The organism is Paenibacillus sp. FSL R5-0744 (assembly GCF_037972555.1).
Classification (GTDB): Bacteria; Bacillota; Bacilli; order Paenibacillales; family Paenibacillaceae; genus Paenibacillus_AQ.
Map to the genome: position 1 here is coordinate 541021 of NZ_CP150228.1, position 13753 is coordinate 554773.

12 protein-coding genes are annotated in these 13753 nt (G+C 46.1%); 10 read left to right on the forward strand and 2 right to left on the reverse strand.

Translation table 11 applies throughout. From position 1 onward, the window contains the following. Positions 1 to 31: 31 nt before the first annotated feature. The 10 genes from MKY19_RS02425 (at position 32) to MKY19_RS02470 (ending at position 11587) form a co-directional block, all read left to right on the forward strand. Entirely contained in the window at positions 32 to 1981 is a 1950-nt protein-coding gene (locus tag MKY19_RS02425; protein WP_339800026.1) for a choice-of-anchor A family protein, read from the forward strand. A gap of 169 nt (positions 1982 to 2150) precedes the next feature. Then, entirely contained in the window at positions 2151 to 3086 is a 936-nt protein-coding gene (locus tag MKY19_RS02430) for an alpha/beta hydrolase (protein ID WP_339800029.1), read from the forward strand. A 730-nt stretch (positions 3087 to 3816) separates the two neighbouring features. After that, positions 3817 to 4206 (forward strand): NusG domain II-containing protein, encoded by a 390-nt coding sequence (locus tag MKY19_RS02435; RefSeq protein ID WP_042184493.1) that lies wholly within the window; start codon positions 3817 to 3819, stop codon positions 4204 to 4206. Then, the gene (locus MKY19_RS02440) at positions 4190 to 4747 is read left to right on the forward strand and encodes a Gx transporter family protein (protein WP_042123757.1); all 558 of its coding nucleotides are present in this window, start codon (positions 4190 to 4192) and stop codon (positions 4745 to 4747) included. The genes MKY19_RS02435 and MKY19_RS02440 overlap by 17 nt, the downstream gene beginning before the upstream one ends. A 29-nt stretch (positions 4748 to 4776) precedes the next feature. After that, complete coding sequence (locus MKY19_RS02445; protein WP_339800034.1) at positions 4777 to 5631, forward strand: ATP-binding cassette domain-containing protein; 855 nt, start codon at positions 4777 to 4779, stop codon at positions 5629 to 5631. Continuing rightward, complete coding sequence (locus MKY19_RS02450; protein ID WP_339268470.1) at positions 5622 to 6527, forward strand: ATP-binding cassette domain-containing protein; 906 nt, start codon at positions 5622 to 5624, stop codon at positions 6525 to 6527. The genes MKY19_RS02445 and MKY19_RS02450 overlap by 10 nt, the downstream gene beginning before the upstream one ends. Further along, positions 6520 to 7311, forward strand: coding sequence for an energy-coupling factor transporter transmembrane component T (locus MKY19_RS02455; protein ID WP_042184497.1), 792 nt, complete (start codon positions 6520 to 6522; stop codon positions 7309 to 7311). The genes MKY19_RS02450 and MKY19_RS02455 overlap by 8 nt, the downstream gene beginning before the upstream one ends. 43 nt (positions 7312 to 7354) lie before the next feature. Continuing rightward, positions 7355 to 9280 carry a U32 family peptidase gene (locus MKY19_RS02460; RefSeq protein WP_339800039.1) on the forward strand — a complete coding sequence of 642 codons (1926 nt, stop codon included), beginning with the start codon at positions 7355 to 7357 and terminating at the stop codon, positions 9278 to 9280. A gap of 97 nt (positions 9281 to 9377) precedes the next feature. Next, a complete protein-coding gene (locus tag MKY19_RS02465) occupies positions 9378 to 10664 on the forward strand; it encodes an aspartate aminotransferase family protein (protein WP_339268474.1) in 1287 nt (428 codons plus the stop codon). 38 nt (positions 10665 to 10702) lie between these two features. Further along, positions 10703 to 11587: a UbiA-like polyprenyltransferase gene (locus MKY19_RS02470; RefSeq protein WP_339268475.1), complete on the forward strand. Its 885-nt coding sequence runs from the start codon at positions 10703 to 10705 to the stop codon at positions 11585 to 11587. 635 nt (positions 11588 to 12222) lie between these two features. Here MKY19_RS02470 and MKY19_RS02475 read toward each other — a convergent pair. Both MKY19_RS02475 and MKY19_RS02480 read right to left on the reverse strand, forming a co-directional pair. After that, positions 12223 to 13203 (reverse strand): polyprenyl synthetase family protein, encoded by a 981-nt coding sequence (locus MKY19_RS02475; protein WP_076285941.1) that lies wholly within the window; start codon positions 13201 to 13203, stop codon positions 12223 to 12225. Positions 13204 to 13220: 17 nt separating this feature from the next. After that, on the reverse strand, positions 13221 to 13670 hold the full coding sequence (locus tag MKY19_RS02480; protein WP_042184507.1) for a hypothetical protein: 450 nt from the start codon (positions 13668 to 13670) through the stop codon (positions 13221 to 13223). Between the last annotated feature and the right edge of the window lie 83 nt (positions 13671 to 13753).

Below are 13753 nucleotides of genomic sequence, written 5' to 3' on the forward strand. Positions count from 1 at the left end.
ATATAAATCATAGATTTAGGAGGTGTGCTTTTTGAAAAGAAGAATGAAACCGCTGCTAGCACTAATATTAGCGGGGATTTTGATAGTAGGTAGTGGTCTTTCCTCTTTGGGAGCCGGGACTGTTAATGCTAGTTCTACTACACTCGGGATTGCTGGAAACTACAATGTGTTTATCCTAGGGGATGTTACAACCTTTTCGGATACGGAGGGAAGATTTGCTGCTGGAGGTAATGTTACTTTAACCAACTACAGCGTTGGTGATAGGCTAAGTGCTGCTGAGATCTCCTTCACTGACACACTTGTTGTTGGAGGGAATCTTACTTTCAACAATGGCTCTGTTTACGGGAATATCGTGCATGGGGGAAGCTTTGCAGGTAATGTAACGATTAATAGCGGAGGAACCAGAACTACGGGAAACCCGATTGACTTTGCGGCCGTAGGCCAGTCTTTGAAGGATAAATCAGCTGAACTAGCAGCAATAGAAGCCAATGGAACAACAAAGTATGAATATGGCGGTCTTACATTGACAGGCACAGACCCTGTGGTCAATGTTTTTAATGTTTTAGGAGATAACGTCTCTACTAATCACGGATTCACAATTAATGTTCCTTCCGGATCTACTGCAATTATTAACATTGATGGTTCAAGCGTAAAAATGAAAAATTTCGCATTCCTACCTAATGGCGCATTGAACAGCAAGAAAATTTTGTTTAACTTTAGTCAAGCTACATATCTTGATATGGTAGGAATAAATGTAATGGGGAGTGTGCTTGCTCCCTACGCTGATGTTGATTTTATTAATGGTCAGGTTAACGGAACATTCGTGGCGGCTTCGCTCACTGGTACTGGTGGTGGTGAATTTCACCACCATCCATACGATGGTGATGATCCAGGAACGACGCCAACACCGACACCAACCGTAACACCAACACCGACACCAACCGTGACGCCAACACCAACGCCGACCGTGACACCAACACCAACGCCGACCGTGACACCAACACCAACGCCGACCGTGACACCAACACCGACACCAACCGTGACGCCAACACCAACGCCGACCGTGACGCCAACACCAACGCCGACCGTGACGCCAACACCAACGCCGACCGTGACGCCAACACCAACGCCGATCGTGACACCAACACCAACGCCGACCGTGACGCCAACACCAACGCCGACCGTGACGCCAACACCAACGCCGACCGTGACACCAACACCAACGCCGACCGTGACACCAACACCAACGCCGATCGTGACACCAACGCCAACGCCGATCGTGACACCAACGCCGACACCGTCGCCGGAAGTAACGCCAACACCGTCGCCGGAAGTAACGCCAACACCGACACCGTCGTCGGAAGTGACGCCAACACCGACACCGTCGTCGGAAGTGACGCCAACACCGACACCGTCGTCGGAAGTGACGCCAACACCGACACCGTCGTCGGAAGTAACACCAACACCGACACCGTCGTCAGAAGTAACGCCAACACCGACATCGTCGTCGGAAGTAACACCGACACCGTCGTCAGAAGTAACACCGACACCGTCGTCAGAAGTAACACCGACACCGTCGTCAGAAGTAACGCCAACACCGACGCCAACGCCGGAGCCTCCTGTGTTCCCGACACCAACACCATCATTTGTAATTGGTACTATCGTTGTTAATGATGATCCTGTGCCGCTGGGTCCTGTAGCTTCGTCGACTCCAGTACCAGTACCAACGCCAACACCGTCGAGCAACACAGAGGTACTTGTTGATGATGAGGAGATTCCATTAGCACCAGTACCGACAGTAATACCAACGCCGTCACCAAAGGATATTGCTGTAGTGGATGATACAATCCCGCTAGGTAATCCACCTGTGGATGAACTTCCAAAAACGGGAGAATCAAGTTCAGTCCCTTATTATGTAACTGGTCTAGGTTTTGCACTTATTGGATTGCTAATGAGAAATAGATTCTCGAGCAAGAAATAATAAACGGTGATTGTAGCTTGAACACAAGCTATGCCGAAGAATAGTAAGCCGCTTTCGGGACATATTCCGAGGGCGGTTTTCTTTTGTTATGATTGTTATATTTTGGCGCATTCTAAGTAGATGTTATACTGATTTACAACGGATATGAGGAAAGGACGGGGAAGATGAATTGGTATGGTTCTTCATTAGCGCTGTCATCGTCATAGGAGCTCTGATCTATGCGGGCTTTTTCTTTTATGGAATTGCTATTAAACGAGCACCGAAGGAATTCCTGAGTAATAATCGTGATCTGAAGGTTGATCCCCCGGTTGCCGGGGCTTCTTGGGGTGAGGGGAAGAATTGGATCTCCAGTCAGAGCTTTGAGAATGTGGAGATTACATCTGAGGACGGGCTACAACTAAGAGGGTACTTGCTCCTTTCGGATCGTGCTGAAGGTCGTACGGCGATTCTAGCTCATGGTTATTCTGGAAAAGGGAAGGATATGGGGGCGTACGCCAAAATCTATTACGAGAGAATGGGCTTTAATATCCTGATTCCCGATGCCAGGGGACATGGGGAAAGCGCTGGGAATTATATTGGTTTTGGATGGCATGAGCGCAAGGATTATTTGCAGTGGATTGAATATATAATAGAAAAGACTGGGCCCAGTGCTCAAGTTGTGCTTCATGGGGTCTCTATGGGTGGTGCTACAGTGCTAATGACCTCAGGTGAAAATCTCCCGCCGCAGGTCAAAGCTATTATCTCGGACTGTGCTTACAGCTCAGTTAAAGCACAATTAGCCTACCAACTACGGCGTATGTATCGCTTGCCAAGTTTCCCTTTTATTCAAAGTGCGAGTCTAATTACTCGTTTGAAAGCAGGGTATGGTTTTAGTGAAGCATCTGCCTTGAAACAGGTGCGGAAGGCGAAGGTGCCGATTCTATTTATTCATGGGGATGCAGATAACTTTGTACCGTATAGTATGATGAATGAATTGTATGAGGCATGTCAGAGTCCCAAAGAGAAGTTCGTAGTGCCGCAAGCAGGGCATGGGTTAGCTTATGACATGGATAAGACGGGGTATATAAACGTAGTAACAGCTTTTGTGAATCAGTATGTAAATTAGATGCCCTGAACGTAGACAGCGCCCGATATCCGCTAGGTAGCGGTTATCGGGCGCCTATATTTTTCCACACATGGCATGTGTCCTTATGTAAGGTTCGTACAGCCATGCTTTTTCGTTATATTCATCCCCCGCCGTTCGTGAGTAACGGGTGTCTTAATTCCTTGTTATTTCCAGCAGCCGTGTGGCGAGAATAATCCTTCCAATACGACAAAAGCCCTACCTCTCTTTTGCCCTTGCGGCTCCATTGACCGCGCCAGTGTGAATCGGAATGCTATATTTCGAATTTAGTCTCATAAAAAGGAAAGTTTCTGCAAGAAAACATGAAGCCTCTGTGTCCAAATTGCCGAAGTGTAAAATAGTCGGCCTGACATCTTCTTGATGGGGATATTCAATATATCGAAAAACAAATACGATATAAATATAACACAGTATTGTTTAAAAGGCAAATATAATAATGAATTCCAAGATAAGGGTTGTTTGATTTAGAAGGGGAACAAGCAGAGCGAGAGAAAGCGTTTGATTTGAATATATCGTATGCTGGATTATTTGTGGATTAATTCGGAAAAGCTAGAAAGCCAGAGTAAATGGGGCTGTGGGGGTTATTTTGCGTGCCTATTTTGTGAACTGGTCTCTAAAACTTACATTAAACCCCAACATTGATTGAAGGATTGAGGGTAGACCGTTATAATTAATAAGTCTGGATTTTAATTAAAAAATAAGGGAGATTTTTATGAAACGCGCAGATGTGTGGTTGATTTCCATCGTGTTGATTGCTGCGCTCGCTTTTCTCGCACCGAGATGGTTTTCGGACAATGATGATAAAGGTGGGGCCGGTAAAAATCTCGTAGCCAATGTAACGGTGGACGGCGAGTTATTTAAAACGGTAAAGCTTACAAAAGAAGAACAAACCATTGAGGTTCGTACCGAACGTGGCTATAACCTCTTGAAGGTGCATGATTACGGGATTGAAATGTACGATGCCGACTGCCCGGATCAAGTATGCCTAGGTTTTGGTTTTATTACCCTGCCCAAACAGACGATTGTCTGTCTACCGCATAGAGTATTAGTGGAAATCACAAGTGCGTCGGGGGAGGATGATATAGATGCCTATGTCCAGTAGTGAATCTGCAACAGCTTTAAAAAGAACGGTAATTATTGCGATTTTCGCCGCAGTGGCAGTAGTGCTTAGTCTAATAGAAGCGCAGATTCCGTTGTCAGGAATGGGACTGGTGCCGGGTGCTAAACTAGGATTAGCTAACATTATGATTTTGACTTGTATTTACTTTTTACGTGGACGGGACGCATTCCTGCTTGTCATCCTCAAAACGTTGCTTACTGCATTTTTGCTAGGTACTTTTTCAAGCTTACTATTCAGTTTATTTGGTTCGCTGTTTAGCTTTGTTGTAATGTTCGTGTTAATGCTGATTAGTGGCAAAGGCAAGAGTATAAGCTTGATCGGCATTAGTATAGCTGGTGGGATTGCACATAATATCGGTCAGCTGCTGGCAGCTTCTATGGTATTCTCATCCCTTAGTATTTTTTATTATCTTCCCATGCTGCTAATCACTGGAGTAGTAACAGGAATTGCCGTGGGCTATGCAGTCCGTTATTTGGTGGCTTCATTGTCAAAAATATCGTTGTTTGAAGAGTTTTTGGACTGATTAGTCACATCAGCGGAAGGATGACTAACATGAATGAATCATATGAAGGTCAAGAATTAGAGGGAGAAGGACAAGCTATCATCTCTCTGGATGGGGTATCGTTTGGTTATGATCCTGAGCATCCGATTCTTCAAAATATAACGTTATCTATTTCTCAGGGACAATGGGTTAGCTTGGTTGGTCCCAATGGCTGCGGGAAGTCTACGCTAGTTAAGCTACTAAATGCTTTGCTGCCTAAGAGTGCTGGCGAGATTGTGGTTAGTGGTATGCAACTGAGTGAGGAAACGATCGGAAGCATTCGGCAATGCATCGGTATGGTGTTCCAAAATCCAGATAATCAGTTTATTGGAGCCACTGTAGAGGAAGATATCTTATTCGGCCTGGAAGGGCTTTGTTTGTCGTACGCAGAGATGGCTGAGCGGCTACACTCTTATACGACGAGGCTGGGAATAAATCATCTGCTGTCCAAACACCCAGGTGAGCTGTCTGGAGGCCAAAAGCAGCGTGTCGCTATCGCCTCCATTCTTGCTATGGAACCAGGCATCGTCATTTTTGACGAGGCCTCTTCTATGTTGGATGAAGGAAGCAGAAATGATCTTCTTGGTATTTTGCAAGATATGCGAGCGGAAGGAAAGTATACGATCCTTATGATTACGCATGATGCAGATGAGATTTTGGCATCGGATCGGGTGCTTGCGCTGCATGGAGGTGGTTTAGCTGCTGATGTTACACCGGCGGAGCTGTTCTGGGACGAGGAGCTTCTGCAAAAATGCCATCTGTGTGAGCCGTATCCTTGGCGTCTTGCACGCGAGCTGCAGAATCAGGGCATCCATGTGGATGTTCCCGCCAGTGAAAAGGAGCTTATAGACACGTTATGGCCATAGAATTACAGCAAGTAAGTTATTCCTATGCTGACCGAAGCCTATGGAAGCTGACAGCGCTCCGCGACATTAACCTCAGTGTTCCAACAGGCTCTATGGTTGGTATTGCTGGGGCGACAGGCTCTGGTAAATCGACACTGCTGCAGTTGTTTAACGGGATACTGAAACCAACGGAGGGGACGGTAAAAGTACTTGATGTAACCATCCAGGCGGGGGAGAAATCACCTAAGCTGATGCCGCTGCGCCGTAGAGTCGGATTGGTATTTCAATTTCCAGAGCAGCAAATGTTTGAAGATACGGTCGAAAAGGATCTTATCTTCGGTCCTCTTAACTTTGGCATGAGCCTCGAAGAGGCAAAGGCACGCGCAAGACAGGCCATGTTGGATATGGGGCTGGATCTGGCGCTGCTAGAGCGGAATCCTTTTAAATTGAGCGGTGGGCAAATGCGTAAGGCAGCTATCGCCTCCGTACTAGCTATGGACCCTGAAGTCATCGTTCTGGATGAACCGACGGCTACGCTTGATCCCATCAGCCGTGCAGAACTAATCCACTTGCTGGAGCGTTTATGCCGTGAGCAGGGGAGAACGATCATCGTCGTCACGCATCGGATGGATGAGTTATTGCCTTACGCGGACAACTGGCTTGTCCTTAAAGAGGGCAGTACGGCATTTCAAGGCAGCGTAAAGGCACTGGCTGATGACCCTTCGATTCTGGAACAGTGTGGCTTGACGGTTCCGCAGTCCCTTCGTTACTGGCGTGCAGTAGCTGATCGCTTTGGTCTTACGGATGAAGCTCCTCGCTTAACGGCAGAGAGCTTAGCAGAGCTAATCGCTTCGCTGCCATCTGGATCAGGCAACTCTAGCGAGCAGCACGAAGGAAAGAGGGATGACCATGAATGAGAAGCTAATCATCGGGCGCAGTATTGAGACCGGTTCATGGGTGCATAAGCTAGATGCTCGTGCCAAAATCACCGGAATGCTATTATACGTAGCTGTTATCCTGCTCTCCCGTTCGTGGATGGCTATGGCGCTGCTGGCTATTTTCTCAATAGCGGTTATGGCTTCCACGCGGATTCCGCTTAAATACTTCCTGAAAGCAGCTAAGCCTTTACGGTATTTAATGCTATTTATCTTTATCGTACAGCTGCTGTCTGTGAAGACGGGTGAGGCGGTGCTGACGCTTGGTTCGTGGTCCATTTATGAGGGAGGGCTAAGATTAGGCGCATTTTCGGTCATCCGCATGTTCTTTCTGATCACTTTCACGGCGTTACTTACATTCACCACAACGCCGGGTAAGCTGAATCAAGGGCTGGAGGGGATTTTGGCTCCATTCAAAAAGTTTGGCTTGAAGCCCGACCGTATCACACTGATGATCAGCATTTCCCTTCGTTTCATACCTACGATTCTAGATGAATCGCAGATTATCATGAAAGCGCAGGCCTCACGGGGTGCTGATCTGAAGGAGCTACCTTTAAAGGAAAAGGGGCGAATGTTAGTGTCCTTGCTGGTTCCGATTATCGCTAGTGCGTTTAGGCGTGCGCAGGATCTGGTATATTCCATGGAAGCTCGTGGCTTTCGTATGGATGCTCCGCGTAGCCAGTATCACCGCCTAAGGTGGGGCATATTCGATACTATTTTTATTACTATGTTTATTGTAATGGGGATTGCAGTAGCTTTAGTGTAAAGTACAACTTGTATGGAGAGTATCAACTTGGGAGGGAACTTGAATGGCACGTTATTTTAATGGTAGAGAGATTGAATTATTAGCACCCGCAGGCACGTTTGAGATTTTCAAGGAAGTGATCCAGGCACGATGTGATGCAGTTTATTTTGGTGGACCTGTATTGAATATGAGAATGATGCGTAAAGGATATAATCTGTCTCATGAGGAGATCGTAGAGGCACTAGATATTGCTCACCGTCTAGACAAAAAAGTGTATATCACAGTGAATAACCTATTTAGTGAAGAAGATGTGGAAGAGGCTAAAGAATATTTGCGTTTCCTTGATGGTGCTCGTCCTGATGCCTTGATTGTTCAGGATATGGCAGTGCTGGAGCTAATTCGCGAGATGGAGCTTAATCTTCCTATTCACTCTTCGGTCATGATGAATGTTCACAATCTGGAAATGATCTACGCATTGCGTGATCTGGGTGTAAGTCGTGTGGTTACTTCGCGGGAAATGGATTTACAGACAGCTAAGCTGCTAGGTCAGCGGAGTGGGATGGAACTGGAGTATTTTATTCACGGGGATATGTGCTCCGTTCACGGTGCGAATTGTTATTTCAGCTCCCATGTATTCGGTATGAGTAGTAACCGTGGGAAATGTATGAAGCCATGCCGCTGGGATTATCGGGTTAAAAAAGACGGGTATGTATATCCGGCCGAATACCCCCTAGCTGTAAAAGATATGTTTATGTATGAGCATCTTCCGGAATTGATTGAATCAGGGATCACCTCCTTCAAAATAGAGGGCCGCATGCGGGATAAGGAGTTTATGGTGATGCTGGCGAATAGCTACGGCGAAGCCATTGACCGGTATATCGATGATCCGATTGGCTTTGATCGTACGGTAGATACGAAAGAGCTTTATAATAACCGTAAACGTGACTTTTCGACGGCGTATGCCTTCGGCAAACCAGGACTGACTAACATTAACCGCCGTTATGAAGGAACTGGTAAATTCTATAGCACTGGAAAAGTATTCAGTACACCAACTGCAGAGCGTGAGCTGTCTGAGAAACGAGTTGAGCAGTTGCGGGAAAGATTGGCTGAGGTCGAGCAACCGCAAAAGACAAAAGCTAAGTTAGCTGTACGTGTGAATAATATGGAACAGGCACGGATGGTCTTAGAGCTTGGTGTAGATAGCCTGTACTTGCCAGGGGATGTATTTGAACCAGATAAACCTTTTACAAAGCGTGACATCAAGGAACTGGGTGAGCTAAAGGGTGATAGCAAAATCTACTTGGGTTTACCACGGATGATGACCGAGCTGCATTTTGACCAATATGATCAATTGCTTGGCGGAGAACGCTTGCCGATTGACGGTATTATCGTTACAAATTTAGGAGCTATTCGTCGTTATAACAATACAGGCTATCCGCTAATTGGGGACAGTAACTTAAATGTATACAATCATCTTTCAGCGCAATTATATGCTAACTTAGGTTTAACTCAGCTTTCGGTATCGCCAGAAATGACGCTAGAGCATTTTGCTACCTTTGCCTCTCATTGCAAAACGCCTTTGGAAGTTGTTGTTCATGGTACACCTGCACTAATGTATATGGAACATGATCTTTATGAGAATACGGAGTTAATGGAGCCTATTGCTGAAGAGGATAATCAATATGTACACAATAATGTATTGGTACTAAAGACAGACCAAGGCGAGAATCCGGTATATCGTGATCAGCACGGCCGTTGCCATCTTTTATTCGCAAAAGAGCTTTGCTATTTACCTTTGTTGAATGAGATGAGTGGACTAGGGATATCAAGCTTCCGTATTGAAGGAGCAACCTATAGCGTCGAACAGCTACGTGAAATTATTGTTTCTTATCAACAGGCAATCAACGGATCTGATAGCAGGGATGACATGCTGGGCGGCCTTAAGCCGGTCTATGCTGGTTATACTTTGGGCTCGCTACAGTTCAACTAATTGCATTTTAATGGGAAATAAATATCGCCTAGTGATAGAGTGGTGCACAGGACTCTATGAATAAGTTACTATTTTCACAAAAAGGAGAGAACCCTTCATGGAACAACAAGACTTCATCGGAAGAGAAGCAGTAGCAGCCAAACGTAAGCAATATTTCTATCCTTGTACACAGCATTTTTACCGTGATGCACCTCAGCTTGTTCGTGGTTCAATGCAGTTTGTTTATGATGAAAAAGGAAAGTCCTATACGGATTTCTTCGCTGGCGTATCCGTAGTCGCATGTGGTCACTGTAATCCGGCTATAACAGTACGCACGATTGAACAACTGCAGCAGCTGCAGCACACGACAACCATCTATCTAACTCAACCGAGTGTAGATTTGGCAGAGCGTTTGGAAGAAGTTATGCCGGGTGGACTACGACGGACCTTCTTTGTTAACAGTGGTTCTGAGGCTAATGAGGGAGCTCTGCTGCTCGCTCGGATGTATACGGGACGTAAAGGGTTTATAGCGCTGGAGAGTGGCCTGCATGGCCGTACCAATCTAACTATGAGTGTGACAGGCCTGCCTATGTGGCGTACCGATAAATACTTGGATCATGACGTTGAGTTTATTCCTCGCCCTTATCATCCGGATTTATCGCTGGAGGAAGCGGCATCGTTATCCCTGGAGTCGCTAGAGCGGGTGCTTGAAGAGAAGGGGAATACTATCGCTGCCATGATCGTAGAGCCAATCCAAGGCAACGGCGGAATGATTATGCCAACCCGAACCTACTTCCGTGATGTAAAAGCATTGTTAGAGAGATACGGTGTACTCTTAATCGCTGATGAAATCCAAACTGGATTTGGACGTACTGGTAAAATGTTTGCTATGGAGCATTTTGACGTTGTACCCGATATTATAAGTATGGCCAAAGCACTCGGTAACGGAATTCCAGTTGCAGCCTTCGCTACAACCGATGAGATTGCCCTTGCTCTAAACCGTCCTTCAGCTTCCACATTTGGGGGGAATCCGGTATCTGCTGCAACAGCGCTGGCTGTGCTTGATTATATTCGAGATGAACGGCTTCCTGAACGCTCGGTACAGCTCGGAGAACGATTGAAGGCAGGTCTGAAGGCATTGCAAGCTCGTTATCCTTCGTTGATGGTTGATGTGCGGGGAACTGGACTAATGCTGGGTGCGGAGCTAACGGGTGTAGATGCTGAGGGTGCAGCGGCACTTACAGATCAAGTGCTGGAGGCGATGAAGGACCGAGGTTATCTAATCGGTAAAAATGGCATAGGACGCAATGTACTAGCCTTCCAGCCACCGATGATTATTACGGAAGAAGATATCGATGGGATGCTTAACGTCCTGAACGAAGTTCTTGCGGAGCTTAATGACTAATACGATGAATTTCAAGTAGCGAAGAAAGAGGAAAACGAATGGCTATTCTAAACATTTTTAAAACTGCAGGCCTAAAGCTTAAAATGTTCAGTGAACTGGTGATGTTCTCTCATACACTTTTTTCGCTGCCATTTGCCATTATCTCGATGGTGTGGGCTGCTGGGGGCTGGCCATCAGGACATGTGATGATCTGGGGATTGATTGCATTGATAGGCGCCCGTAATGGCGCCAATGCATTCAATCGGCTGGCGGACCGTACGTTCGATGAACAGAATCCTCGTACGGCACATCGACATCTGCCTCAACGCTTACTGGCGGAAAAAGAAGTTGTTGTCTTTGTTATTGTCAACTATGCCATTTTCATTGTGGCTTCAGGTATGCTTAATTTGCTCTGCTTGATCTTGTCGCCGGTGGCTATCGTATTGATATCAACCTATTCCTACACGAAGCGGTTTACCTTTCTTAGTCATTTATATTTAGGATTTGTTATTGCTTCTGCACCGATTGGCGCATGGTTCGCTGTAACCGGAAATATCGCATTTACACCGTTTGTTATCGGTACTGTTGTTATGCTGTGGATTGCCGGATTTGATATTATTTACGGCACTCAGGATATCGACTTTGACCGGCGGCATGGTCTATGGTCTATTCCTAGCTTTTTCGGACTAGAGAACGCGCTGCGCATTGCAAAAGGACTACATTTCATCATGATTATGCTGCTATTGTTCCTATATTTATGGCGTGATCTCGGCTGGATCTATCTGGTGGGGATTGGAATTGCGACGCTGCTCCTGATGACCGAGCATAAGATTATAAAACCATCGAATCGTAAGCTGATGAAGGTGGCTTCTTATAATTTGAATCAGGTGATCAGCATAGTGATTTTATTGTGTACGCTGATTGATTTTTTTTATGTTAGCTAGGAGCGTTGATCGTTGAGTATGGTTAGGAAGCTGCACTGCGTGGAATGTTGGACTTTCGATCGCTGTTATTCTCGGATTTCTTTGATTTGAACCGGCTGTCTGCGGTAGAAATCCGAGAATAAAGGCGAGCGCTACGCTTCTACAGTTCCAAAATTCCACTCCGTTCCGTCCTAACCAATGGCGCATTGCCTCCAAGCTAACAACAAAAGACAACAGCCTACCCAAAAGAGGGTAGGCAAAGGGATCGGAAAGCTGGCTACGCGGCTTTCCTTTTTTGTTTTTGTGGACATCTGCGAGGGGGGGGCTAGAGCCGTGTGAGAGGGCTGAACTAATCCAAGGCAGACTTATAGGGAAAACCTCCCTATATTACCGAGCTTTATTGACTTTAGATCTTGTTATAGGGAAAGTCTCCCTCTAAATTGGCTGATTGGTCTATAAACCATGTGAATTTAGGTTTTTAGAGGGAGGATTTCCCTATATAGTAACGTCAAATCCTAAGAGACTATTCTCCAAGAGCTAAACACGCTGACGGGCGCTGCGCTACGTTCGGCTTGTTTAGCTAAAGTACACAAAAAAACGGATACCAACCCAAGTAAATGGGGGTATCCGTTTTTGATTGCTCCGAGAGCAGGTCCTTAGCGATCACGGTCGGCAAAATATTGCAGCAGTGTATCCAGATCGGCATGCGCCGGATAGGAGGAGAGCTGCTGCACAATCGCTCCAGCCTTATCTAGGTAGTTCTGGCTGAACTGTTCTGCGCGAGCTAAGGCATCGCTTCTCTTAATAAGGGCAAGCACATGTGCCACCTCAGCATCCGAAGAATCAGGGCCGATTGAACGAATCACAGGCGAAAGCTTTGGATCCTGTAATGCATAAAGCACTGGCAGGGTAACCTGACCATGACGCAGATCGCTGCCGGCGGGCTTACCTAGCACAGCCTCAGACTGCGTGAAATCCAGCAGGTCATCTTGTATTTGAAAAGACATGCCTAAGGCTTCGCCAAAGGTATACAGAAGGTTGGCCACTTCCTCTGAGCTTTCGGTGGATAATGCACCCACACGTAAGCAGGTGGCCATAAGAAGAGCTGTTTTGTTTAAGGACTTCTCCAGATACTGCTCCATTGTAATCTCATAATCAAAAGCATGTTCCATTTGCTGATACTCACCTAGACAGAGCTGAGCAGTAGCTACAGAAGATAAGTCATGAACATATTTGTTTTTGTCTCCGGTATATTTGCTTAACAGTTCGATAACCCGAGCGGACATATAATTGCCAATATGCACTGCTGATAGTGTGCCCGTCTTAGTATGTAGGGCGGGTTTGCCCCGCCGTAACTCAGAATCGTCGATGATATCATCATGAATTAATGAGGCAACATGAATAAATTCAGCGGCAGCAGCTAATTGAAGCGCTCTTCGACCTGTATCCTTTCGGCCAAAACGACTGCCAACAATGACCATAAGAGGACGGAGGCGTTTACCTCCAGAATTTATAAGCTCAAGAATACTCTGCCCGAGTTGTGATTTCTTAGGAACATCCTTATCTCGTGCCACAAGATTTACGATTTCACGATTAATTTCATCTATGTCTATGTTTAAGGCCTCATGCAGCTTCATCTTATAGATCCCACCTGTCAAATGGCTTTGCTTGTGCGACTGCGCTGTCTGCACTCTTGAATCAAGAATTGTTCGATTCCAGCCGCTGGATCATGTTCCGCGAAGTCTCCATTTGACCGTCTAATTTGCATTTTTTTGATCGAAGGAGCTAGATAAGCAACTAGGTCGAGCTCACGGCATTTCACCGCAAACTGAAGGTAAAAGCTGTACAAATAATCTCCATCCAAAATGTTGCGTGTAAGGTCGGGATGATGTGGGATACATTCCATATGGCGCTCAGCTGCCAAAGTGAGAATAGTGTAAATACCCAGCAAATTGACTTTGCGGTTGTATTCCAGATCATGGCGTTCTAGTACCGAGATTAGCTGCTCACATGCAGCCGGAGAGGGGTTAAGCTCAATTCCGGCAATAGGTGACATTTCAGTATGCAACAACCGGAGGGTATCTTCTATGAGTTGTTTGTTCACAAGATTCTCTCCTTCTTGTCGGTTTTGCCGGAAGAAACCATACCCCTGATCATCCCTACAAAACCATTCATTAAAGAATAAAT